At 46.8% G+C, this 24,326-nt stretch carries 20 protein-coding genes; 7 read left to right on the top strand and 13 right to left on the bottom strand.

The features are described 5' to 3' along the window. Positions 1 to 24: 24 nt before the first annotated feature. Positions 25 to 630 carry a peroxiredoxin C gene (locus tag FJD32_RS09605; RefSeq protein ID WP_011623136.1) on the bottom strand — a complete coding sequence of 202 codons (606 nt, stop codon included), beginning with the start codon at positions 628 to 630 and terminating at the stop codon, positions 25 to 27. A 368-nt stretch (positions 631 to 998) separates the two neighbouring features. On the opposite strand from FJD32_RS09605, the gene FJD32_RS09600 reads away from it, so the two are divergent. Further along, positions 999 to 2,318, top strand: a complete 1,320-nt coding sequence (locus FJD32_RS09600; protein WP_037419402.1) for a Na+/H+ antiporter family protein — start codon at positions 999 to 1,001, stop codon at positions 2,316 to 2,318. Between the two features lie 87 nt (positions 2,319 to 2,405). Here the strand turns inward: FJD32_RS09600 and FJD32_RS09595 are convergent, their stop codons facing one another. After that, positions 2,406 to 3,809, bottom strand: coding sequence for a GGDEF domain-containing protein (locus FJD32_RS09595; RefSeq protein WP_140907574.1), 1,404 nt, complete (start codon positions 3,807 to 3,809; stop codon positions 2,406 to 2,408). A 190-nt stretch (positions 3,810 to 3,999) separates the two neighbouring features. After that, on the bottom strand, positions 4,000 to 4,626 hold the full coding sequence (upp, locus tag FJD32_RS09590; RefSeq protein ID WP_023267861.1) for a uracil phosphoribosyltransferase: 627 nt from the start codon (positions 4,624 to 4,626) through the stop codon (positions 4,000 to 4,002). Between the two features lie 327 nt (positions 4,627 to 4,953). On the opposite strand from upp, the gene purM reads away from it, so the two are divergent. The 5 genes from purM (at position 4,954) to asnB (ending at position 11,527) form a co-directional block, all read left to right on the top strand. Further along, positions 4,954 to 5,991 carry a phosphoribosylformylglycinamidine cyclo-ligase gene (purM, locus tag FJD32_RS09585; RefSeq protein WP_023267860.1) on the top strand — a complete coding sequence of 346 codons (1,038 nt, stop codon included), beginning with the start codon at positions 4,954 to 4,956 and terminating at the stop codon, positions 5,989 to 5,991. Further along, the gene (purN, locus tag FJD32_RS09580; RefSeq protein ID WP_037427506.1) at positions 5,991 to 6,635 is read left to right on the top strand and encodes a phosphoribosylglycinamide formyltransferase; all 645 of its coding nucleotides are present in this window, start codon (positions 5,991 to 5,993) and stop codon (positions 6,633 to 6,635) included. Before purM ends, purN begins: the two co-directional genes overlap by 1 nt. 139 nt (positions 6,636 to 6,774) lie before the next feature. After that, positions 6,775 to 7,521, top strand: coding sequence for an HAD-IIA family hydrolase (locus FJD32_RS09575; RefSeq protein WP_099458270.1), 747 nt, complete (start codon positions 6,775 to 6,777; stop codon positions 7,519 to 7,521). A gap of 185 nt (positions 7,522 to 7,706) precedes the next feature. Continuing rightward, entirely contained in the window at positions 7,707 to 9,380 is a 1,674-nt protein-coding gene (locus FJD32_RS09570; RefSeq protein ID WP_140907573.1) for a M28 family metallopeptidase, read from the top strand. A gap of 482 nt (positions 9,381 to 9,862) precedes the next feature. Then, positions 9,863 to 11,527: an asparagine synthase B gene (asnB, locus tag FJD32_RS09565; RefSeq protein WP_037427511.1), complete on the top strand. Its 1,665-nt coding sequence runs from the start codon at positions 9,863 to 9,865 to the stop codon at positions 11,525 to 11,527. A gap of 148 nt (positions 11,528 to 11,675) precedes the next feature. Here the strand turns inward: asnB and FJD32_RS09560 are convergent, their stop codons facing one another. From FJD32_RS09560 to FJD32_RS09550, 3 genes are all read right to left on the bottom strand, one after another. After that, entirely contained in the window at positions 11,676 to 12,683 is a 1,008-nt protein-coding gene (locus FJD32_RS09560; protein WP_069455163.1) for a patatin family protein, read from the bottom strand. A gap of 247 nt (positions 12,684 to 12,930) precedes the next feature. Continuing rightward, positions 12,931 to 15,159 carry a TonB-dependent siderophore receptor gene (locus tag FJD32_RS09555; protein WP_140907572.1) on the bottom strand — a complete coding sequence of 743 codons (2,229 nt, stop codon included), beginning with the start codon at positions 15,157 to 15,159 and terminating at the stop codon, positions 12,931 to 12,933. A gap of 294 nt (positions 15,160 to 15,453) precedes the next feature. Further along, the gene (locus FJD32_RS09550; protein ID WP_140907571.1) at positions 15,454 to 17,244 is read right to left on the bottom strand and encodes an acyl-CoA dehydrogenase C-terminal domain-containing protein; all 1,791 of its coding nucleotides are present in this window, start codon (positions 17,242 to 17,244) and stop codon (positions 15,454 to 15,456) included. Between the two features lie 227 nt (positions 17,245 to 17,471). On the opposite strand from FJD32_RS09550, the gene FJD32_RS09545 reads away from it, so the two are divergent. Then, on the top strand, positions 17,472 to 18,320 hold the full coding sequence (locus tag FJD32_RS09545) for a D-hexose-6-phosphate mutarotase (RefSeq protein ID WP_055647218.1): 849 nt from the start codon (positions 17,472 to 17,474) through the stop codon (positions 18,318 to 18,320). Between the two features lie 96 nt (positions 18,321 to 18,416). On the opposite strand, the gene FJD32_RS09540 is transcribed toward FJD32_RS09545, so the two are convergent. The 7 genes from FJD32_RS09540 to fabD form a co-directional block, all read right to left on the bottom strand. After that, positions 18,417 to 19,292: an NAD(P)-dependent oxidoreductase gene (locus FJD32_RS09540; RefSeq protein ID WP_055647217.1), complete on the bottom strand. Its 876-nt coding sequence runs from the start codon at positions 19,290 to 19,292 to the stop codon at positions 18,417 to 18,419. Between the two features lie 326 nt (positions 19,293 to 19,618). Beyond that, on the bottom strand, positions 19,619 to 20,098 hold the full coding sequence (locus tag FJD32_RS09535; RefSeq protein WP_037419717.1) for an acyl-CoA thioesterase: 480 nt from the start codon (positions 20,096 to 20,098) through the stop codon (positions 19,619 to 19,621). 116 nt (positions 20,099 to 20,214) lie between these two features. Continuing rightward, on the bottom strand, positions 20,215 to 20,583 hold the full coding sequence (locus tag FJD32_RS09530) for a hypothetical protein (protein WP_037419714.1): 369 nt from the start codon (positions 20,581 to 20,583) through the stop codon (positions 20,215 to 20,217). A 178-nt stretch (positions 20,584 to 20,761) separates the two neighbouring features. Beyond that, the gene (fabF, locus tag FJD32_RS09525) at positions 20,762 to 22,000 is read right to left on the bottom strand and encodes a beta-ketoacyl-ACP synthase II (protein ID WP_037427243.1); all 1,239 of its coding nucleotides are present in this window, start codon (positions 21,998 to 22,000) and stop codon (positions 20,762 to 20,764) included. A 209-nt stretch (positions 22,001 to 22,209) separates the two neighbouring features. Continuing rightward, on the bottom strand, positions 22,210 to 22,443 hold the full coding sequence (gene acpP, locus FJD32_RS09520; protein WP_006081231.1) for an acyl carrier protein: 234 nt from the start codon (positions 22,441 to 22,443) through the stop codon (positions 22,210 to 22,212). A gap of 163 nt (positions 22,444 to 22,606) precedes the next feature. Then, a complete protein-coding gene (gene fabG, locus FJD32_RS09515) occupies positions 22,607 to 23,353 on the bottom strand; it encodes a 3-oxoacyl-ACP reductase FabG (RefSeq protein ID WP_011623152.1) in 747 nt (248 codons plus the stop codon). A gap of 9 nt (positions 23,354 to 23,362) precedes the next feature. Then, positions 23,363 to 24,289 carry an ACP S-malonyltransferase gene (gene fabD / locus FJD32_RS09510; protein WP_140907570.1) on the bottom strand — a complete coding sequence of 309 codons (927 nt, stop codon included), beginning with the start codon at positions 24,287 to 24,289 and terminating at the stop codon, positions 23,363 to 23,365. Positions 24,290 to 24,326 lie beyond the last annotated feature (37 nt).

Genomic DNA, 24,326 nt, shown 5'->3' with positions numbered 1-24,326 from the left:
TTTACCTAACTAAAGGTTTACAAATTACAGAGAGCTTGCGTTTTCAGCTAAGTAAGCCGCAACACCTTCAGTGCTTGCGTTCATACCTTTGTCGCCTTTTTCCCAACCTGCTGGGCAAACATCACCGTGCTCTTCGTGGAATTGCAGTGCGTCGATCATACGCAGCATTTCGTCAACGTTACGGCCTAATGGCAGATCGTTAACCACTTGGTGACGTACCATACCTTCTTTGTCGATCAGGAATGAACCACGGAAAGCCACGCCAGCTTCTGGATGCTCAACATCGTATGCTTTACAGATGTCGTGTTTAACGTCAGCAACTAAAGTGTATTTCACTTGGCCAATACCACCTTTTTCTACTGGGGTGTTACGCCATGCGTTGTGAGTGAATTGAGAATCGATAGACACACCGATCACTTCAACACCACGCTTAGTGAACTCTTCCATGCGGTGATCAAAAGCGATCAACTCTGATGGACAAACGAAAGTGAAGTCAAGTGGATAGAAAAATACCACTGCAGGCTTGCCTTTGATGGCTGCAGTTAAGTTAAAGCTATCTACGATTTCGCCAGAACCTAATACAGCTGCTGCAGTAAAATCAGGAGCCGGACGGCCTACTAATACGCTCATTTTATATCTCCATCTATGAGTTGAACTAACTATAAAAGTAAAACATCCCTTAAACACGCTTGCACATTTGTGCGAGTGTATTTGAGAGCGCTTACCAATCAAATCTTTAGGCATTATAAGTCGTGCGTTTTGCCTTACAACCTATTTAAGACCAATATCACATTTTTCAAGGGCATTTTGACGTTACTGCTTAAGGATAGAGCAATCTGTGCCATTGATAAGCGCTTTTGCCCACATTCATCTAACACTAAAAGCCCTCTCGATTCACATTTTCAGATATTTTTCAGATTAAGGCTCGGTAAACTGGACAGACACGGCCTTCGCAGTCGAAAATAACCCTTTTGGTTTACAGAATTAAGAATTTGTCTATGAATGCAGTCGTCATTGCTGTGTGTTTAATGTTAGCCCTTAGTTTGGCGAGGGTGAATGTAGTGGTCGCGCTCACCATCAGCGCCCTCGTTGCTGGTTTAGTCGGGGGAATGGATCTGCATCAAACGATTGATGCCTTCAATACAGGATTAGGTGGCGGCGCACAAATCGCCCTGAGTTATGCCTTATTGGGTGCATTTGCCGTAGCATTATCCCATTCAGGCTTGACGACGCTGATCTCCAACTCGATCATTAAAAGCCTTGGCCAAGAACCTAATCCGACCAACACTAATTGGGTGCGCTGGTTACTGCTGTTATCCCTGCTCGTGATGTCAATGGCATCGCAAAATATCCTGCCGATCCATATCGCCTTTATTCCGATACTCGTGCCGCCACTGCTGCATGTAATGACCAAGCTGCATATCGACCGCCGTCTGGTCGCCTGCGTGCTGACCTTTGGTCTTGTGACCACCTACATGATTTTACCCGTGGGCTTTGGTGGTATTTTCTTAAATGATATTTTACTGTCAAACCTCACCAGCAATGGCTTAGTCGCTGTGCGTGACCAAATCCCCCCTGCCATGTTGATCCCCGCAGCGGGCATGGTAGTCGGTTTATTGATCGCAGTATTTGTTAGCTATCGCAAGCCGAGGGTATACGATGAAACTAAAGTGCTCAGTGCCGAGCCCGAAGAGACGCTCAATAAGCGCAATATCGCTATCGCAGCGGTAGCAATTCTTGCAACTTTATTTGTACAACTTGAGACTGATTCGATGATCTTCGGCGCTTTAGTCGGCTTTATGATCTTTAGTTTCTCTGGCGCACTAAAACACGTTGCTGACCAAGATATCTTTACTCAGGGCGTTCGCATGATGGCCAATATCGGTTTTATCATGATCTCCGCCGCAGGTTTTGCCGCAGTAGTGAAAGAAACTGGTGAAGTTGGCACCCTGGTTTCATCATTGAGTAGTCTGATTGGCGACAATAAAGCCCTCGCCGCCTTTTTGATGTTAGTCGTTGGACTATTAATTACTATGGGTATCGGCTCATCCTTCTCGACCATCCCGATTATTGCGACCATTTATGTGCCCTTGGCGCTAAGCTTTGGCTTTTCAGTACCCGCAACTATCGCGTTAGTCGGAACTGCTGCTGCGTTGGGCGATGCAGGCTCGCCAGCGTCGGACTCAACATTGGGTCCCACATCGGGTTTAAATGCCGATGGTCAGCACGACCATATCCGCGACAGCGTGATCCCCACCTTTATTCACTACAATATTCCACTGTTAGTATTTGGCTGGATTGCCGCCATGGTGCTCTAAGCGTAGGAAAGACATATAGACATAAGCAAAAGCGTGGTAATGCCACGCTTTTTTATGATAGGGATTTAAGCATTGAGTATTAGAACGTTACCGCAAAACATCATTTTCATCATCGGATCTTTTTTGTGTCTTATCCGCGTATAACGCCTTATCTGCCGCCAGAAATACCGCCTCAAAGGATGGACAATCCATTGAATCTGCGACACCGCAAGAAACAGTTAGCATATTTAAAAAATGTCGCTGCCGAATGTTATCTTTAAGTCTATCCGCAAGTTGTTGTGCTTTATCAATAGGACAGTTGGCTAAAATCACTACAAACTCATCACCACCAGTGCGGATAATAATGTCGTTTTCTCGAAAAACGGCTCGCATCGCTTCGACAATTTGCATTATTGCCAAATCACCTAATTGATGACCATGGGTGTCGTTAATCGTTTTTATTTTATCGCCATCAATACAAATCACAGCATATTGAGACGCAGTTGCAGCCTTAAAAATAAGTGTTTCATAGATTTTTTTATTGTAGGTCTTCGTAAATGGATCCAACAGCATAGCTTCAGAAAATTGCTGACGCTCAGTACGTAACTGCTTGAGACGCATAAATTTAAGTTGGAAAATAATTGTTAAGCCCGACAGCAATAACCAAAGAGGCAAATATTGCATAAAAAACCTTAACGTACTGATTTTGTATGTTAAAACACTCTGATTATCTAAGTGATTACTCATAGCATAAAACAGAAAGTTGGGCGTGATCCGTGTCCAAAAACTATCTCCGCTAATGACAATCTCAGTGCCATAAGCCGAGTTCTGAGTTTCAAACACTTTTCTTTGCATAAAATCCGTTGCCATAAATGATGTATCAGCAATCACATCTCCCCAAAGATGCTCAGGCGCATGTGAGGATGAAATGGGCGCCGCCATAGAAAGAATAATGTTTCCCGTTACTTCATCACGATAAGGAACGGACAGCACAATATCATCAACTAAGGAGTCAGCAGAGGCATCCTTACTGCAATAATGCAGCCGTTGGCAAAACTCATTGGTGAAAGAATTTTCGTGTATTAAGCGACTTTTCACCTCATCAGGAATCGTGGAGGCAAAATATAGCGCATTACTTTTGTATAGACCGATATATATAAACGCACTTCTGACGGGATTCTTATTATTTGAATATAAATAGTCAAAATAGCGCAGGATCAGCTCTTCTTCTGGTGATAAAGCACCGCCTGAAGGCAATAATAAGCGGGAGGAATCAAGCTTAAATGGTGTAAGTAGCGCACTATCAAAATCAATAATATCGTGTAAAGATAAACTCTTACCAAGCAACTCTAAATAACTTGGCACCACGTGTTTCGCCCGTACAAATTTGACAAATGCCCTGTGTTCTTTCTCTATTCGCAGGGGTAAAAGGATCAGCAGTAACACAACAAATATCAAGGTAGCCAATGAACAAGATTGGCGAACAAGTGACCAACTTAGTTTTGAAACCATCATAATCCCCGATGATGACCTGAGTTAAATCGATTTATTGCAAACCTACTGCGCCGCGCAAAACGCATTCTGTCAAAAATTAATCTTATCGTTAACTGTAGAACGAGTCGGCAAAAATGGAATCATAAAAAACAAAAAGGGAGCCTAAGCCCCCTTGTCAAATCGAGATAGCATTTAAGCCATCAGAACATTATTTCGTCCCAAAAATCTTATCGCCCGCATCACCTAAACCAGGCAGGATATAGCCCTTCTCGTTTAAGCATCTGTCGATTGCGGCAGTATACAGCTCAACATCCGGGTGAGCCGCTTCAAGGGCTTTGAGTCCTTCGGGCGCGGCAACTAACACTAAGGCTTTAATTGACGTGCAACCGCGTTTTTTCAGCAGGTCGATAGTCGCAATCATCGAGCCACCAGTTGCCAGCATGGGGTCAACGATCAGCGCGATACGCTCGTTCATGTCGCTGGCCAGCTTTTCAAAATATGGCACAGGTTCTAGGGTTTCTTCGTCGCGGTAGATACCCACAACCGAAATACGCGCACTTGGAATATGCTCAAGTACACCGTCCATCATGCCTAAACCCGCACGCAAGATAGGCACAACAGTCACTTTCTTGCCTTTGATCTGATCCACATCTACCGGACCATTCCAGCCTTCAATCGTAACAGTTTCGGTTTCGAAATCTGCGGTAGCTTCATAGGTTAACAAGCTGCCGACTTCAGCGGCTAGCTCACGGAAACGTTTAGTGCTAATGTCACCTTCACGCATTAAGCCGATTTTGTGACGCACTAACGGGTGTTTAACCTCGACAACTTTCATTTTTCTCTCCTACTATTGTTCGCGAATTATCTTAGGCAAATTTTTCAGATTTTAGATGATTTGTTTATTGGGTAAAACATAAAGTTTTTCCATTCGGACTAATCGTGAGCAATATCGCAAGAATTATTGCTTATCGCTTAAGATACGCCCACTAACACACTATTTTATGACCAATCACTAGATTGAAAATGTGAAATATCCCCCTGTGAAGCTAAAAAAACTTCAGAGATACTGATAAATCCAAATCATGACTTTCGACCCCTAGCACAAGCTGATAGAATACCGCCGCATAAAAATCCAATAACGATGTACCCGAGAGGATCCTCCGTGAGCACTCCTACCCCACTGAGCTATAAAGACGCTGGCGTTGATATTGATGCTGGTAATGCACTGGTAAATAACATTAAAGCGGCTGTTAAACGTACCCGTCGTCCAGAGGTAATGGGCAACTTAGGTGGTTTTGGCGCATTGTGTGAATTACCCACTAAATACAAGCAACCTGTTTTAGTGTCAGGCACCGATGGTGTTGGTACTAAATTGCGTTTAGCTATCGATTACAAAAAACACGACACCGTCGGTATCGACTTAGTGGCCATGTGTGTGAACGATTTGATCGTTCAAGGCGCTGAGCCATTGTTTTTCCTCGATTACTACGCAACAGGCAAGCTCGATGTTGAAACAGCAACTTCTGTTGTTAACGGCATCGGTGAAGGTTGTTTCCAATCTGGTTGTGCGTTAATCGGCGGCGAAACCGCTGAAATGCCAGGCATGTATGAAGGTGAAGATTACGACCTCGCAGGTTTCTGTGTGGGCGTGGTTGAAAAGGCCGACATCATTGACGGGAGTAAAGTGGCCGCGGGTGATGCACTGATCGCCTTAGCTTCAAGTGGTCCTCATTCAAATGGCTATTCATTAATTCGTAAAGTATTAGAAGTCAGCCAAGCGGACCCTCAACAGGATCTCAATGGCAAGCCATTGATCCAACATCTGTTAGAACCAACCAAAATTTACGTTAAATCATTGCTCAAGCTGATTGAAGCATCAGACGTGCACGCAATGGCACACATCACTGGCGGCGGTTTCTGGGAGAACATTCCTCGCGTACTGCCTGAAAACTGCAAAGCCGTTATCCAAGGTGATTCATGGCAATGGCCAGCTGTTTTCAATTGGTTAATGGAAAACGGTAACATTGCAGAATATGAAATGTACCGCACCTTTAACTGTGGTGTAGGCATGATCGTTGCGCTGCCAGCCGATAAAGTGGATGCCGCACTTGCGCTGCTTGCAGCGGAAGGCGAACAAGCATGGCTTATCGGTGCTATCGCTGCTCGCGAAGGTAATGAAGAGCAAGTGGAGATCCTGTAATGCCCCAAAGCTGTCGTGTAGTTGTATTAATTTCCGGAAATGGCAGTAATCTGCAAGCCGTTATCGACGGTTGTGACGATAATTTGCAAGCCGAAGTTGTCGGAGTGATCAGTAATAAACCCGATGCCTACGGCCTAGTTCGTGCCCATCATAGTGAAATTGATACCAGCTGCGTGATTGCTCGCACAGGTGAATCTCGCTCTGATTACGATGCACGGTTAATGGCTGCAATTGAACAATACCAACCGGATTTAATCGTGTTGGCTGGATTTATGCGCATTCTAACTGATGAATTCGTGAATCATTATTTAGGTCGCATGATCAATATCCACCCTTCATTGCTGCCCAAATTTACCGGATTACACACCCACCAACGTGCCATTGATGCCAAAGAAACAGAACATGGCGCAAGTGTGCATTTTGTTACCCCAGCGCTAGATGCTGGTCCGGTGATTTTACAGGCGAAAGTCCCAGTTTATGAAGACGATACCGCAGAGATGCTCGCTGCGCGTGTCCACGAGCAAGAGCATGCTATTTACCCCCTAGTGGTGAAATGGTTTAGCCATCAACGCCTAAAAATGCAAGACGGCCAAGCCTATCTTGATGGCACGCTCATCGGACCTAATGGTTACGCACCCGATTAATCTCTGAATATTTGAAGAAGAGACCTTAAAGGTCTCTTTTTTTTGGGCTATGACATACAAAACCATTGTTTTATGGACTAATGTGGCATTAGATAAGCTAACGAAAAGTGATTTTGTTCGGCATAAAAGAGATTATTAGATGAAAAATATTATCTGCGATATCGATGGTGTACTCCTGCACGACAATAAGCTGATCCCCGGCAGCGATAAATTTATCCAGCGCATTCTCGAGCAAGGCAACCCCCTCGTCATCCTCACAAACTATCCGGTACAAACGGGCAAAGATCTACAAAATCGCCTCAGCGCCGCTGGAATGGATATTCCCGAAGAATGTTTTTACACCTCTGCTATGGCTACCGCTGACTTTTTAAAGCACCAAGAGGGCAGTAAAGCCTTTGTTATCGGTGAAGGCGCCCTCACCCATGAGCTCTACAAGGCTGGTTTTACCATTACCGACATTAACCCCGACTTCGTGATTGTCGGTGAAACCCGCTCCTATAACTGGGATATGATCCATAAGGCCGCCGGATTTGTCGCCCGTGGCGCCCGTTTTATCGCCACCAACCCCGACACTCACGGCCCCGCTTACAGTCCAGCCTGCGGCGCCCTGTGTTCACCGATTGAGCGTATTACCGGCAAAAAGCCTTTCTACGTCGGTAAACCGAGTTCATGGATTATCCGCTCGGCGCTCAATCATATTGACGGTCACTCCGAAAATACCGTGATCATCGGCGACAATATGCGCACCGATATCTTGGCGGGCTTCCAAGCCGGACTTGAGACCATTCTGGTTACCAGCGGCGTAAGTAAGCTTGAAGATATCGATAAAGAACCTTTCCGCCCAAATCATGTTTTCGCCTGCGCGGGCGATATCGATGTCGTTTAAGCATCAAACTGCCAGCTTCTCAGCACCTTAGCGTGCTGAGAAACACCACTGACCTTAACATTAAGTAACATATTTGCCGTTGGACTTCCCTTGTACCCCATTGTCGCTTGATTCATGATAAGGCACGACATCCCCCTTTGATATTCGCGTTAAACACGCCCTAAAAATAACAGTAGGATCAACCTATGCGACGTTTGTATCCGTTTTGTGCACTAGCCTTGCTCAGTGCCTGTAGCCCCAACTCGGCCCAGCCCGATGCCAACAGTAGTGCCGCACTGAAACCCGTGCAAATGAATGAAGCACGTTTTAGAGACGATATTAAAAACCTGTCTTCCGATGAGTTTGAAGGCCGCGCCCCAACCACTCAGGGTGAAAAACTCACCTTGGATTATTTATCCAAGGCCTTTGCAGAGATGGGACTTAAAGGTGCTTACCAAGGTAGCTTTTTACAACCTGTGCCTATGGTGAGCTATACCGCCGATGAAGCACAGCAAGTCACGCTAGCAGGATTACCCTTTAAATACCGTCAAGATCTGGTGCTCAGTAGTCGCCATGATAACGGTGGTATTAACATTGAAAACGCGCCATTGGTATTTGTTGGCTACGGTGTTAATGCACCTGAATATGGCTGGAATGATTACCAAGATGTGGATATGAAAGGTAAAATCGCAGTCATCTTAGTGAACGATCCCGGTTTTGCCCGCCCAGACTCAGGCAAATTTAATGGCAAAGCGATGACCTACTACGGCCGCTGGAGTTATAAATTTGAAGAAGCTAGCCGCCAAGGCGCACTCGGCGCGCTGCTGATCCACGATACTGAGCCTGCATCTTATCCTTGGTCTGTTGTCGAAAACAGTTGGACGGGGCCACAACAGGATTTAGTGCACAGCAAAGCTGAGCAGGATAGCCGCGTCCAAGTTGAAGGTTGGTTAACCTTAGATACCGCCACAAAACTGTTTGAAAAGGCTGGCCTATCACTTCCAACTCTCATGGCTCGCGCTGCCGATAGCCCAATTAGCTTATCCCTAGAGCAAACGGCCAGCATCGCCTTTAAAAACAAAGCGGAATATGCCAACAGCTATAACGTCGTCGCCACCCTTCCTGGCACCAAGCAAGTAGATGAGCAAATTCTGTTTACTGGCCACTGGGACCATATTGGCAAAGATGACAGTAAAGAAGGCGATAAAATTTACAACGGTGCCATGGACAACGCATCGGGCATTGCGGGCATTTTAGAAATCGCCAGACAACTGGCTGATAACGCTAAACAGGGCCACGGCTTAGCTCGCTCGGTGACCTTTATCGCTACCACGGGTGAAGAACAAGGGTTGCTTGGCTCACGTTATTATGCCGCTAATCCTATCTACCCCATTGATAAAACCGTGGCAGTGCTAAACCTAGATAGCACCAATATCTATGGAAAAACCAAGGACCTCACTATCGTCGGTAAAGGCAAGTCCGAGCTTGAAAACTACTTAATCGATGCCGCCAAACAGCAAAACCGCATTGCTTTGGGTGAAAAGAATCCTGCATCGGGCGGTTTCTTCCGCTCTGACCACTTCAGCTTCGCTAAACTCGGCGTTCCTGCGGTTTTTGCCGGTGGCGGTAGTGAGCCAATCGATGTGGCAACCGCGGACTATAAGACCCAAATGCAGGCGACCATGAAGGGCTGCTACCACAATGTCTGCGATGAATACCATGAAGACTGGGATTTGAGTGGTGCGATTCAAGATCTGGAAATTTACTATCAAGTGACTCGCAGCTTAGGCAACAGCCAAGATTGGCCAGGCTACTATCAAGGTACTGAGTTTAACAGCCTGCGTCCCGCCAAAACAGAACTTGCCACGACCGCAAAGTAAGCGGCTTAAGCAAAGGGATTAATCGCTAAAAAATCTAATAAGGCACCTTGAAGGGTGCCTTATTATGTTATGAGTATTTTATGAGCCGCCCCACTTTACGCTCACTGTTGACCTTGACTGTAGCAACACGGGCAATAACTGCCGATATGCTGCTTATAAAATCAGCGATTATGACGCTTGGATAACTATCTTGCTCACATTTATCATGATTTTCTCAAAAACGGATTTTCTTGAGTGAACATTATGTATTTGCCAATATCCCGCCTAGCAATCAACACAAAAAAACACTTTGTGTATAAAAAAGCGAAACTAATTAAACAAACTTCAATTAAAACCATTTTCAATATAGATTAAACTCACCAAAAACACCTAAAAACGAACAAATCATCAAAAATAATATTTGGCAAAATCCCGAATCGCTGGCACATTGATACTCAATTGAGACATCCTCAAATGAAATACAGCGGTTTAGGAGTTGCATTATGTGTTCGATTTTTTCAATTTTAGATATTCAATCCGATGCGAAAGAGCTACGCCAAGTGGCACTAGAAATGTCCAAACTGATGCGCCATCGCGGCCCCGATTGGTCAGGCATTTACGCCAGCGATAAAGCGATTTTGGCCCACGAACGCTTGGCCATTGTCGATATTGAACATGGCGCGCAGCCACTGCTAACCGAAGATGGCAGCCTTATCCTCGCGGTCAACGGTGAAATCTATAACCACAAAGAACTCAAAGCCCAACTCGGCGATAAATACAGCTATCAAACCAACTCAGATTGCGAAGTCATTCTGGCGTTGTATCAGGAATATGGCACTGAATTTCTTGATAAATTAAACGGTATTTTCGCCTTCGTACTCTACGACAAAGCCAAAGACGCCTACCTAATCGGCCGCGATCATATGGGTATCATTCCGCTCTACACGGGTCGAGATGCGGCAGGTAACTTCTATGTCGCCTCCGAAATGAAAGCACTGATGCCAGTGTGTAAAACGGTGGAAGAATTCCAGCCGGGCCAATACTTATACTCAAGCGATGCTGCGGCAGTGAAATACTACACCCGCGATTGGCAACAGTATGATGCAGTTAAAGATAACGGCGCCAGCCAAGAAGAACTGCGTGAAGCTCTAGAAGCCGCAGTAAAACGTCAATTGATGTCCGATGTACCTTACGGAGTATTACTCTCCGGTGGTTTAGACTCATCGGTGATCTCGGCTATCACCCAGACATTTGCCAAACGCCGCATCGAAGATGACGGTGAAACGGGCGCTTGGTGGCCGCAGCTACACTCCTTTGCTGTCGGTTTAAAAGGCGCTCCGGATTTAATCGCGGCCAAAAAGGTTGCTGATGCCATTGGAACGATTCACCATGAGATCAACTTTACCTTCCAAGAAGGGCTAGATGCGATTAAAGAGGTCATCTACCACTTAGAAACCTATGATGTCACCACCATTCGTGCTGCCACACCCATGTATCTGATGGCGCGTAAAATCAAGGCGATGGGGATCAAAATGGTGTTATCGGGTGAAGGTGCCGATGAACTCTTTGGCGGTTACTTGTACTTCCATAAGGCGCCAAACGCGCAGGCCTTCCATGAGGAACTCGTGCGTAAACTGGATAAACTGCATCTATTCGACTGTCTGCGTGCCAACAAAGCCATGGCGGCGTGGGGATTGGAAGCCCGTGTGCCTTTCCTCGATAAGGAATTTATGGATGTGGCAATGCGCATTAATCCTGAAGCAAAAATGTCTAAGGATGGCCGGATTGAGAAACACATTCTGCGCCAAGCCTTTGAACATAAATTACCTAAAGAAGTCGCCTGGCGCCAAAAGGAACAATTCAGCGATGGCGTAGGCTACTCTTGGATTGATGGCTTAAAAGCCCATGCCGCAGAACAGGTCGACGATTTGCAACTGGCCAACGCGAAGTTCCGCTTCCCGTATAACACGCCAGAAACCAAAGAGGCTTACTTCTATCGCTGTTTCTTTGAAGAGCATTATCCATTGCCAAGTGCTGCCGAAACGGTTCCTGGTGGCAAGTCGGTCGCCTGCTCTACCCCAGAAGCACTGGCGTGGGATGAAAGTTTACGGGGTATTATCGACCCATCAGGCCGCGCCGTGCGCTCAGTGCATGCCGCCAGTTATTAACCACTGATATTCATCCTAATAATAAAGCCACCTCGGGTGGCTTTATTACCTTTAACGCTTTGCCCAATTCATTTAGCTTTGCCAAGCAAGCTAAAATACGGCCGAGCAATAATACCTTGAGTGATTCAAGAAGAAGCGAACCAATGACCTAGGCCGATATTGCCAATGGTAAAACTGGCGTCACATCTTTAACCTTGGCAATTTGCCCAGAAGACTTAGCAAGAAACGCCTTCCCCGCCTTTATCCCTTGCAGGTAATCAATCCGTAAATCCGTATCTGTGCTACCTAACAGCTTACTCTGTAATGGTGACTTCGCAAAAATCTGCACAATTTCAACATCATCGGGAGGATTGGCAATAAAGTCTAGCTCGGCCTGATAGGCCTCTTCATGCTGCACTAAGTAATCAATGGTCTTAGGGCAAAAACCTGAGACGCAGATCCACGACTTGAGTTTATGTACCCAAGCGGATTGGGCTTGAAAATCCTCATTCACCGTTCTGACCACCACAATTTTACGGGCGCCGCGTCGATACGCCTCACGCACAGGTAGCGGCGCAGCTAAACCGCCATCGAGATAAAAATCCTGCTCTGGCTCAGCCATAACTTCGGCATGATTAGCAGATTCAATCGCTAACCAAGGTGTTAACTTCACCCCTTGTTTATATAAAAAAGGCAATGCGCTAGAGGCTTTAAGTAGTTCACGCCAGTGTTCGTGGTTGGTTGGGCTCAAGAAATACCCTTGGCGATCGCTGACTCGCGTGGTGGTGATAAGAAGTTCTCGCCCACGGAGGGATTGACTCGCCGCGGCTAAATCTAGCTTAAAGCTTCCACGTTGAATCTGGTCAAAATACCAGTCGAGATCGATCACATTGGCGCCAATCAGACCTCGTCCTAATTGATAGAAGCGTTTATGACGCGTTAAGCCACGGATAAGTTTTTTAGCGTATCCCTTTTGCCTAGCTAAGAAACTCGTCAAGTTTTGTGAGCCAGCGGAGGTACCAATCAATAAATCGAAAGGGTCGAACTCCGCATCAAGCCAAGCATCGAGTACGCCTGCGGTAAAAATACCGCGCTGACCACCACCCTCTGCAATTAACGCCACTTTAGGCGCGGTAACAGATTGAGAAGCTGAGGATAAATGGTTAATCGGCGGCATAACTGACCTTATCGCAATGGAGAATAGATAAGCCCAGTCTAAACAAAGAAAGTCATAGTAAAAAACGGATAGAATCTATTGTTGTAATCGATAAATAAATATAAGAAGCGTTTTGCGTGAATTAAAGCACTTTAGCAACGATGCAATACTCGCATACATAGTTAAAAGCTATAGGTAACGTTGCTTGTAGATAAATCTAAGCCCGCGAATCGTCACGCTGGCTTAGATTGCACTTGGTTTCTTAACGTTAGAACTTATGGCTCAGTTCAAGCGTGATATTGCGCGGCTCGCCAGGGAAATGGCCATTGCGCTCACTAAATCCGCTAACAGCATATTCCTTATCGAAGATATTCTTCAGATTTACGCGCACTTGGGTTTGGTCCCACTGAGTCGTCCAGCTCATATCAAACACCGTATGGGGTTTTACCGTTTGACCATTGAGGCTAAATTGCTCGCCCACATAGTCCATCCCAAAAGCAATGGCGGAATCAATCACTTGAATATCGTAGCGCGTCCATAGCCCTGCTTGATGGCGCGGCGCATTGGCAAAGTGTTTGCCGTCGCCAAAGGTGTTGGTTAGGCTGTCGTTGGTCACGCCCTTGATCACTTCCGTATCGTTATAGGCATAGTTAGCCGTTACGGTAAGGTTATCCGTAAGATCCCCCACCAGCGTAAATTCCACCCCTTGGCTACGTACTTCGCCAAAATTAACTAAATTCGGAATACCATCGTCATCCCCAGTATCTAAAGGGTTAGCCTGGGCCACATTTTGTTTTTCAATGCGATAGAGTGCAAGCGTGGTCATAAACTGGCCATCGAGCCACTCGTTTTTCATCCCAAGCTCTATTTGATTACCAGTTTCGGGATCGAGTGCGCCGTCACTTTTGATGCTCTCTTGATCAGACAATGCTGCCGGATTGAAACTCTCTGAGTAGTTCAAGTAGAAAGACATCGCATCGATTGGACGATAATTCAATCCAGCCCTTGGGGTAATGGCATTATCGCTAAAGGAGAATCCGGTCTTTTTATCGTAATCATCAAACTGGCTAAAGCGTAGACCCGCAATTAAAGACCACTGCTCGTTGAAATGCAGATGCTCTTGCAAATAGAGGCCAAAACGGTTGGCACGGGTACCGTCGGTATCCATGTCTTTTAACTGATAAGCACTTGGGTTTGTTTCACCGTAATTCAGCTCAAAGATATTCAGATTACCCACGCCTTCCTTACTGGTCGCCAACTTGTAACGGTACTCGGTTTCGACATAGTGATAATCACCACCAAACAGGAACTCATGCTCAAAACCTAAGGCATTAAAACGATAGACAAAATCATTGGTTAAACTGATTTCGTCATTGGCACGGGATTGGACACGATATTCACGTTTGATCGTACCATCGGCACTGTTTGCCTTGCCATCACCATTCACATCGACCCAACCACGGGATTCGTGATATTGCTGATCGGATTCATTATTCAGGTAACGAATTTGAGTTTTTACCGAAAAATCATCACTAAATTGATGATCGAGAATCGCTTGCAGCACCAAGGCATCCATTTTCTGGAAATCGCTTTTCTCGTTGGCATTGTAGGAAGGATCGACAAGGAAATTACCCGCATCATCCACGGGTACACCACGGAGTCGATTGCCACCCAAATCCTGCCTTATCAGATCGAAGGTGGTGGTGACCTTGGTATCTTCACTGATTTCATAGAGTAAACCACCTGCCACTTCGGCATTTAAGCTATCGGCATTGTTACGAAAGCTATCTTCCTGCTGATAGTAGCCCCCCAATCGATAGGCTAAATCCTCAGTTAAACCGCCAGTGAAATCCAGCGAGCCGCCCATCATATCGTAGCTACCCGTGCTTAGGGTGAGATCTTTACGCTCGACAAAGGTCGGTTTCTTCGTCACATAGTTAATCATTCCGCCGGGTTCACCGCCGCCATAGAGTGCCGATGCAGGGCCTTTTAATACTTCAACCCGCTGTACGTTGAACAGTTGTGGCACCGAAAATCCCGAATACGGGTCGCCACGTACACCATCGTAAAACACGTTGGCATCATCGCGAAAGCCACGAAAGGTCACGCCGGAATAGCTAAATTCACTCACACCGGCAATGGAGCGGTATAAGTCAGTGATGTTACGAGCGGCTTGATCGTCAATCAGTTGCTCGGTCAGTACTTGTACTGACTGCGGCAATTCCATCACATTGATTGCCGTTTTAGTGCCGATTTCAGTCTCTTTATCAACATACATTTGCATGGCGCGACCACGCACGACAATTCGCTCTGGCGCCTTAGTCTCAGCTTGTGTGCTGGCTTGCGCTTCGGCCTGTGTGTTGGTTTGCATAGCAACTTGTGCCGTTGAAGCACTTTCTTGCTCGGGTTTACTCTCTTGAGCGTTAGGCGCAGCCGCAAAGACCAAATGCGGCATCAGGGCAAGCGTTAGTATTGAATAGGCAAAACGTGATTTCACAAAGTCCCCCAACCTTGAGCAAACCTGTGGTTTACCCATGTCATCTAAAATGTGCCGTCATTATAAAGTTTGACTGATAGATGACAATAATTCTCATTTAAATTTACATCGGTCAGGATTTGTAACAATTGTAAAGAGAGTCTACTCGTTATGTGTGGATATAGCGGCATGGCTCTTAGTGCATAGCACTTACTAAATGGCGCTTAATGAAAGCCATCTCCAATAAAAAAGCCAGCATCACTTTGCTGGCTCATTGTTGTTTTTTACTGGATATAACACTGCGGATGTAAATACTTAAAAAATAGTTTCATCAAGCGTGGTTAGCATCTCACTCGCCAGCTCCAACTGTTTACGCAGGCTGCGGCTTTGCACGGCCCAATACGCCATATAAAAGTCCGCCGTTTTCAGTTTAGCCTGGTAAAACTCCGCCTCTTGCGTGCCATTTGCGAGCGCAGTTAGTGCAATCTTGGCCATACGCGCCCACATCCATGCCAGAGCCGTAATGCCAAATAACTCCAGATACGCCATCGATGCCGCGCCGATAATGTCGGGATTGCTTGCTGCATGGCTCGCTAAATAACCACTCGCCTTTTGTAAATCGGTGGCGCAATCCATTAGCCCACTCACGTAGGGCTGCATTTGCGCATCTTTGCCCTGTGATTGAATAAATTCGGTAACAAGCACAGACCATTGCTGCATAGCCGCACCACGGTCACTCAGCAGTTTACGGCCAACTAAATCGAGCGCCTGAATACCGTTTGTACCTTCATAAATCAGTGCAATACGGCTATCACGCACAAATTGCTCCATCCCCCACTCGTGAATATAGCCATGGCCACCAAACACTTGCTGCGCATCCACGCAGGCATTAAAGCCTCGATTAGTGATAAAGCCTTTCACCACAGGCGTAAACAAGGCCGCTAATTGCGAGGCCGCTTTGGCTTTTGCAGGATCGCTATGGCGCTCTGCCTCATCGAGCCACAACGCCTGCTGGCCAACGAGTGCACGGGCACCTTCATTAAAGGCTTTTTGCGATAACAACATCCGGCGCACATCACCGTGTACCAAAATCGGGTCGGCAACTTTTTCAGGCGCTTTAGCGCCACTAATGGCGCGGCTCTGCAATCTGTCCTTTGCGTAGGCTAAGGCATTTTGATAGGCGATTTCGGAGACGCCTAATCCCTGCATTCCAACCCCCAAACGCGCTTGGTTCATCATGGTAAACATGGCGCGCAGCCCTTGGTGGGGTTCTCCCACTAACTCACCGAGTGCCCCCTCAAATACCATCACACAGGTTGAGTTACCGTGGATGCCCATTTTATGCTCAAGCCCACTGGCATAGAGGCTGTTCGCCTCACCTAAACTGCCATCACTGTTCACTAACACTTTGGGCACAGCAAACAGCGAAATGCCCTTAACCCCTTCGGGCGCATCGGGCAAGCGTGCTAACACTAAGTGCACTATGTTATCGGTAAATTGATGGTCGCCCGAAGAGATAAAAATCTTCTCACCAGTGATCGCAAAGTAGCCGTCCGCCGCAGGCACGGCCTTAGTACGCAATAGTGCTAAGTCGGTTCCGGCATGGGATTCGGTGAGGTTCATGGTGCCAGTCCATTCACCACTCACTAATTTCGCTAGATACTTCTGTTTAAGTGCCTCACTGCCGTGGACATGAATGGCCGCATAGGCGCCGTGGGTAAGGCCGGGATACATGGCAAAGGCCATGTTAGTCGAGGTTTGCATCTCGGTGGCGAAAATCCCGACTACTTCGGGCAGTCCTTGGCCACCGTAGGCGGGATCGCAGGTCAGTGTCGGCCAACCATTGTCGACAAATTGCTGATAGGCGTCGGCAAAACCTTCGGGGGTAACCACTTTACCATCCACGAGTTTGCAGCCCTGCACATCCCCCACGCTATTTAACGGCAACATCACCTCAGTACTGAAATCCGCCATACCCTGTAGGATGGCATCAACCAGATCGGGGTCGATTTCATCGAAGCCTTTTAGGGCATCTTGCTGATAAATATGCAACATTTCATCGAGGATAAATTGATAGTCACGCAGTGGTGCTTGATAGACTGGCATAATCGCTTCCCTTTCTTGTTTTATGGCAATGGACTAAGTGCTCTGACCACTTTAGCTAAATCTGTTGAAAAAGGAAGCATCTGAGCCTCTGTGCAGTGACTTTTGTTTGCACAATCGAACAGCAAAACCGTAAATTGATCGCAACAAAGGCTTATGCTCAAGTGCAAAAGTTTGTAAGCTAAGTGTCTGTATTGCTGATACGTCATCAGGTTGAGGATATTGTTACTATGGGTTCTGTTACCACCAAAAAACACGCAAACGGGCTCGATTATGTCGAAGTGAACACTGCGTTATGCCAAGCAAGGATTTTTTTACAGGGCGCGCAAATCGATCATTTTCAACCCGTAGGTAAGCCCCCCTTGTTATGGGTGTCTTCAGCGGATGACTATCAACCCGGTAATGGGATCCGTGGCGGAGTGCCCGTCTGCTGGCCTTGGTTTGGTATGAGCAATCAAGCTAATTTCCCGCAACATGGTTTTGCCCGCACCCGAATTTGGACACTCGAGTCGGTTGAGATGCGTAATCAACTGGTGGATTTACGTTTTAGCTTAGCCATCAGCGAAGAAGATAAGATCTTTTGGCCGCACCATACCCAAGTCAACGTATTCTTTACCTTAGGTGAAACCTTAAGTATCAGCTTAGTTAACACTAACCTTGGCGATGTACCGGTTACACTCACCCAAGCGTTACACAGCTATTTTCCGATTGAAGATATTCACCAGCTTAAAGCCACTGGTTTTAGCGGTGCTCAATATATTGAGTTTTCCGAAGGGCCTTACCCGCAAACGACGGATGACGTGCTATTTGACCGCGAAACCGACCGCGTTTACACCAACCTAGGTCCAGTACAACACTTACATACGCCCAAAGGTGTGATTGAAGTGAGCCGTGAAAATAGCCACTCGGCCGTGCTGTGGAACCCTTGGATTGAAAAATCGACCCGTCTTGCCCGCTTTAATGACGATGACTATCTCACCATGGTGTGTTTAGAGGCCGCCAATGTGCTTGAAGATAAATTAACGCTGGCTCCCGGCGAGAGTCACAGTTTAGTTACCCATATTCGCTGGGCAGACTAATCGGTCTTTATCACCTCATCAATGAAAAGCCCAGTGCATGACTGGGCTTTTTTATGCCATCAAATTCACGATGGTCATCTATTTGGCAATAACCGCCTACTTAGTGTTTTTCTCAAAACGGGCTAACAAGCTTGAGGTATCCCAGCGATTACCGCCCATGGCTTGAACTTCTGAGTAAAACTGATCCACAAGTGCGGTTAAGGGTAAGTGCGAGCCATTGCGGCGAGCTTCTTCTAGGGCAATGCCTAAATCCTTACGCATCCAATCGACGGCAAAACCAAAATCATAGCTTTGGCCCCACATGGTCTTGTAGCGATTTTCCATCTGCCAGCTTTGCGCCGCACCTTTACTGATCACTTCCACCACTTTTTCACCGTCAAGACCGGCCTTACGGGCAAATTGCAGCGCTTCGGCAAGGCCTTGAACCACACCTGCGATACAAATTTGGTTGACCATCTTAGTGAGTTGGCCGGCACCAACCTCACCTAAGCGCTCAGCGCAACGCGCAAACGCTTCGATAACGGGCTTAACACGCTCGAACACAGCTTGATCGCCCCCGACCATCACAGTCAGTACGCCATTTTCGGCACCAGCTTGGCCACCCGATACAGGCGCATCGAGAAAATCGACGCCTTTTTCGGCCAGCACTTTATGTAATTCACGGGCCACATCGGCTGAAGCCGTCGTATGGTCCACCAATACAGTGCCTTGAGCCATACCATGGATCAGGCCATCATTGCCTAATACCACTTCACGCAAGTCGTTATCGTTGCCTACGCAGGTAAAAACAATATCTTGGCCGATTGCCGCCTCTTTAGGCGTTGGGCAGCAGCGACCACCGTAGTTCTCGACCCAGGTTTGTGCCTTGGCAAAAGTGCGGTTATACACAGTAACCTCATGGCCCTTGTTGAGTAAGTGTCTTGCCATGGGGTAACCCATTACGCCTAAACCAATAAATGCGACTTTTGCCATGAGGAACTCCTTTAATTGATAAACAAGGTGAAACGTTTTACACCACACATTTGCACTGCGTTCATTTAACCTCACTGAATTAACACAATAGATTAACGACACACAGGATGCGCGCTTATGTTACTCCGAGAAAGACCCGACCCAAACTAAAAAAATGCGAGCAAGTGTTTCAACTTAAAAGGTCAATCTGTAGCTAAAACTGTGGCGGCAGTGTAGCACTCGATTAGGCGAGCGTCAGAGTAAAAATGCCCTTGGTAACAAACGCAGTGTTCGACAGAAACAACAAAGGCGCACAGAGGCGCCTTTGTTTTTATAACTAACCCAAATCACTTTTGTACGTGTGCTTCCATTTCGGCGCCAATTTTCTTGCGCATTTCCATTAAGCGCAGTGCGGAATCACGCAGATGAATATCATATTCAGTCTGCGGCACCCATTCAGGCACGGGTGTCGGTTGTCCGTTTTCATCCACGGCAACCATGATGACGATACAGTGAGTGGTGAGATGACGCTCAGAGACCTTAGGATCCCCTGCCCGCACATCAATACCGATGTGCATCGAGGTCTTACCGGTATAAATCACCTTAGCGCTGACTTCGACGATATTTCCCACGAGGATTGGCTGAACAAATCGAATTCCACCCGCATAGGCGGTAATACAATATTTACCACTCCAGCCCGCAGCACAGGCATAAGCCGCAAGGTCAATCCATTTCATCACAGCGCCACCGTGAACCTTACCACCAAAATTCACATCTGCGGGTTCTGACAAAAATCTCAGGGTAATTTGTCTATCGATACCAGCCATATAACCTCAACTTATTCAGCCTCTGTGGCTCAATGATTTTGCAATAAGTTGAGTTTACGATAGAAATGCGCAATAGCGTAAAGATAATTACGATTGTCCCAGTGAAGAGAACCGATTTAGCCAAAGTAACTTATCAACCCACAGGAGAGTAATAATCCCGGCAACGCCAGGCGATACAACCACAGCTGTAATTGACTGCTAACAAAGCGAGTGCCCTTGCCATAAGTGTAAACACCCAACCCAGCCAAAAACAGCCCAATCACTTCAAATCCCGATGACATATGGTTGCTGCCACCGACACTGATGGCGGTCACCAATAACGCGAACCACACCAACACATATGCCGCAATCGCAAAGGTGAAGGTCTTCATGCCGATATCCATATTAGGATGCCAAGCTTTGGATTCACCACGAATTAATTCGGTCAAATTTGCGGTTACGGCACCAACGATAGGCACAAGCGGGATCACCAGAGGGTTTAACATGACAGATTTCCTTTTAAATAGAATATGCCTGTCATTATCGGCGGCAAAGGGCATTAAACAAGCTTGATGAACAAAGGTTAACTATTTGGATATCAGCAGGTTAGAAAGTGATATCAGGCACAATTCGAGCATAAAAAAATGCGCCAGTAGGCGCATTTTTTATCGAGCTAACCGCTGTTTAGACTTTCTTAAACAGCAATGAACCGTTAGTGCCACCAAATCCGAAGGAGTTACACAGAGCATACTCTAACTTTACATCACGGGCAGTGTGCGCCACGAAGTCTAAATCACAGCCTTCATCTGGATTATCGAGGTTGATGGTCGGTGGTACGGCTTGATCGCGCAGCGCAAGCAGAGTGAAAATCGCTTCAACCGCACCCGCAGCGCCCAGCAAGTGACCCGTCATAGACTTAGTCGAGCTGACAAGCAGGTTGTAGGCATGATCGCCAAACACAGATTTCACCGCAGCCGCTTCAGCTTTATCACCCGCAGGCGTTGAAGTGCCGTGCGCATTGATATAACCAATTTTTTCAAATGGCAGCTTAGCATCATTCACTGCATTGACCATAGCGGCCGCAGCGCCCGCTCCATCACTTGGAGGCGATGTCATATGGAACGCATCACCACTCATACCAAAGCCGACGAGTTCACCATAAATGGTCGCACCGCGCGCCTTCGCGTGCTCGTATTCTTCCATCACCATCACACCCGCACCATCACCGATGACAAAACCATCACGGTCTTTATCCCATGGGCGACTGGCCGCCGTTGGGTCATCGTTACGGGTTGACAGCGCTTTGGCCGCACCAAAACCACCAACACCGAGTGGACAAGTCACATCTTCGGCGCCACCGGCAACCATTACGTCAGCATCGCCATAGGCAATAGTGCGCGCCGCAAAACCGATATTATGCACACCGGTAGTACAGGCGGTAGTGACGGCAAAGTTAGGGCCAGTCATACCGTACATAATCGATAAATGGCCGGCAATCATATTGATAATGGTGCTTGGCACGAAGAAAGGCGAAATTTTACGAGGGCCACCACTTAATAGCGCGCTGTGGTTTTGTTCAATCAACCACATACCGCCCATGCCAGCACCGATTGCGGTACCCACACGGCCAGGGTTTTCTTTGCTCATATCCAGACCTGAGTCTTGGATAGCTTGGATGCCCGCAGCCATACCATACTGAATAAAGAGGTCCATTTTGCGGGCGTCTTTTTTAGTTAAGTACTGCTCAACATCGAAATCTTTTACAGAACCACTGAAACGAGTGGTAAATTCGCTGGCATCAAATTTGGTTATGGGCGCAATCCCACTCTTACCCGAAAGCAGGGCTTTCCAAGTAGTGTCGACAGTATTGCCCACGGGCGTTACTAACCCTAAACCGGTTACCACTACACGACGTTTAGACACGGCAGTCACCTTTTGAATGCTAAATAGATTAAGTTATGACAGACAAATGCGGTTCTATCATTAAAATGTCTTCGCCAATCTGCGGCGAGCATCTCATGGATAAATTCAACACAGCTTCCAGAGACGATTGAATGGCACTATTGCAGAATTAGGCGGGGATAAAACAAAAACAGGCGGCATATTTGCCGCCTGTTCTCTAGAATTCAGAATTACTGATTCTTAGAAACGTAATCGATCGCTGCTTGAACAGTAGTGATCTTTTCAGCTTCTTCATCAGGGATCTCGGTATCAAACTCTTCTTCCAGAGCCATAACCAACTCAACAGTGTCCAGAGAATCTGCACCCAGATCGTCAACGAAAGATGCCGCTGGTTTAACGTCTTCTTCTTTAACGCCCAGTTGCTCTACAATGATTTTCTTTACACGTTCTTCGATGTTGCTCATTAGTTTTCTTTCCTATTCAAATTACGCACTTGCGTAAGATTGCGAGTAGTTTATTAGATTTGGCTGACAATGCAAGCTTAGTTTTCGTGGTCTAACCACGAAATTTAGCGACCAATTGATACAGATCACTACTCAGTTGCGACAGTATCCCTGCCATCCGCCCTTAAACCATGTACATTCCGCCATTCACATGCAAAGTCTCGCCTGTGATATAAGCGGCAGAGTCCGACGCCAAGAAGAGTACGGCATTGGCAATTTCTTGCGCTTGCCCTAATCGTTCCATCGGAACCTGAGACATGATAGCTTTTTGCTGATCTTCGGTCAGCTCATCAGTCATATCGGTCTGGATAAATCCAGGAGCGATAGCATTAACTGTAATTTGACGAGATGCAACCTCTCTTGCAAGAGATTTTGTAAATCCGATCAAACCAGCTTTTGCTGCCGAGTAGTTAACTTGACCTGCATTGCCCATAGTGCCTACCACTGAACCGATATTGATGATCCGGCCGAAACGCTTTTTCATCATGGTACGCATCACAGGTTTTGATAGTCTGAACAATGATGTCAGGTTGGTATCGATGATATCGTTCCATTCATCATCTTTCATTCGCATCAGCAAATTATCACGGGTGATACCCGCGTTGTTGACTAGAATATCAACATCACCCGCTTTTTCTTTGATCGAATCGAATAAATCGGTGACGGATTGACTATCGGTAACATTAAGCACTAAACCAAAACCTTTGTCACCCAGATATTCTTGAATTGCTGCGGCGCCCTTCTCACTTGTGGCAGTTCCAACCACAATCGCACCGGCTTCGACTAAGGTTTCGGCAATCGCACGGCCAATACCACGGCTCGCGCCTGTCACTAAGGCAACTTTGCCCGCTAAACTCAGATTGATACTCATACAAACTCCTTATTCAGTTAACGCGGCAAGAGATGCAACGTCATTAACTGCTTGGGCAGAAAGAGATTTATTAATGCGTTTCGCAAGACCTGTCAATACTTTACCAGGACCACACTCAACTAACTGGGTAATACCTTTTTCGGCCATTAATTCAACGGTTTCGCTCCAGCGTACAGGGCAATACAGTTGACGCACCAGTGCATCTTTAATGTCGGCAACCACAGTGGGTGATGCCACATCTACGTTATTAATAACGGTAATGGTCGGCGCATTAAACTGCACATCGTTTAACGCAAGAGCTAATTTATCAGCAGCAGGTTTCATTAATGCGCAGTGTGATGGCACGCTAACAGGCAAGGCTACCGCCATTTTGGCGCCCGCCGCTTTACAGGCCGCAGCGGCGCGTTCAACCGCATCTTTTTGACCGGCGATAACCACTTGGCCAGGGCTGTTGAAGTTAACTGGGCTTACCACTTCGCCTTGAGCGGCTTCAATACACGCATTAGCAATACCGTCATTATCTAGACCGATAATCGCGTACATAGCGCCAGTACCAGCGGGTACGGCTTGCTGCATCAATTGACCACGTAGCTCAACCAGTTTAATCGCATCTTTAAAGTCGATGACACCAGCACAAACTAATGCAGAATATTCACCTAGGCTGTGACCCGCTAACATCGCAGGCATAGATTTACCAGAGGCAACATAGGCACGCCAAATCGCCACACTTGCCGCTAATAAAGCAGGCTGAGTTTTATCGGTTTCATTTAAGGTTTCAACGGGGCCGTCTTGCACTAATGCCCACAAATCATACCCTAGCACCTCACTCGCTTCGGCAAAGGTTTGTCCCACTATTGGCTGTACAGCAGCCAGCTCGGCTAACATGCCTAGGGCCTGTGAACCTTGGCCTGGGAATACAAAAGCTACATTTTCCATATCAAATTACCTATGGCGAACTTAATTTATTGAACAC

This window comes from Shewanella sp. LC6, assembly GCF_006385735.2.
In the GTDB taxonomy this organism is placed as follows: Bacteria; Pseudomonadota; Gammaproteobacteria; order Enterobacterales; family Shewanellaceae; genus Shewanella; species Shewanella xiamenensis.
The sequence above is the reverse complement of the archived record's forward strand: the minus strand, read 5'-3'. Positions and strand labels throughout refer to the sequence as shown.

Excerpts from the sequence above, each read along its gene's own strand:
- FJD32_RS09605 (WP_011623136.1), bottom strand. The coding sequence starts at position 630 with ATGAGCGTATTAGTAGGCCGTCCGGCTCCTGATTTTACTGCAGCAGCT.
- FJD32_RS09600 (WP_037419402.1), top strand. The coding sequence starts at position 999 with ATGAATGCAGTCGTCATTGCTGTGTGTTTAATGTTAGCCCTTAGTTTG.
- FJD32_RS09595 (WP_140907574.1), bottom strand. The coding sequence starts at position 3,809 with ATGGTTTCAAAACTAAGTTGGTCACTTGTTCGCCAATCTTGTTCATTG.
- upp (WP_023267861.1), bottom strand. The coding sequence starts at position 4,626 with ATGAAAGTTGTCGAGGTTAAACACCCGTTAGTGCGTCACAAAATCGGC.
- purN (WP_037427506.1), top strand. The coding sequence starts at position 5,991 with ATGCCCCAAAGCTGTCGTGTAGTTGTATTAATTTCCGGAAATGGCAGT.
- FJD32_RS09575 (WP_099458270.1), top strand. The coding sequence starts at position 6,775 with ATGAAAAATATTATCTGCGATATCGATGGTGTACTCCTGCACGACAAT.
- FJD32_RS09570 (WP_140907573.1), top strand. The coding sequence starts at position 7,707 with ATGCGACGTTTGTATCCGTTTTGTGCACTAGCCTTGCTCAGTGCCTGT.
- asnB (WP_037427511.1), top strand. The coding sequence starts at position 9,863 with ATGTGTTCGATTTTTTCAATTTTAGATATTCAATCCGATGCGAAAGAG.
- FJD32_RS09560 (WP_069455163.1), bottom strand. The coding sequence starts at position 12,683 with ATGCCGCCGATTAACCATTTATCCTCAGCTTCTCAATCTGTTACCGCG.
- FJD32_RS09550 (WP_140907571.1), bottom strand. The coding sequence starts at position 17,244 with ATGCCAGTCTATCAAGCACCACTGCGTGACTATCAATTTATCCTCGAT.
- FJD32_RS09545 (WP_055647218.1), top strand. The coding sequence starts at position 17,472 with ATGGGTTCTGTTACCACCAAAAAACACGCAAACGGGCTCGATTATGTC.
- FJD32_RS09540 (WP_055647217.1), bottom strand. The coding sequence starts at position 19,292 with ATGGCAAAAGTCGCATTTATTGGTTTAGGCGTAATGGGTTACCCCATG.
- FJD32_RS09535 (WP_037419717.1), bottom strand. The coding sequence starts at position 20,098 with ATGGCTGGTATCGATAGACAAATTACCCTGAGATTTTTGTCAGAACCC.
- FJD32_RS09530 (WP_037419714.1), bottom strand. The coding sequence starts at position 20,583 with ATGTTAAACCCTCTGGTGATCCCGCTTGTGCCTATCGTTGGTGCCGTA.
- acpP (WP_006081231.1), bottom strand. The coding sequence starts at position 22,443 with ATGAGCAACATCGAAGAACGTGTAAAGAAAATCATTGTAGAGCAACTG.
- fabG (WP_011623152.1), bottom strand. The coding sequence starts at position 23,353 with ATGAGTATCAATCTGAGTTTAGCGGGCAAAGTTGCCTTAGTGACAGGC.
- fabD (WP_140907570.1), bottom strand. The coding sequence starts at position 24,289 with ATGGAAAATGTAGCTTTTGTATTCCCAGGCCAAGGTTCACAGGCCCTA.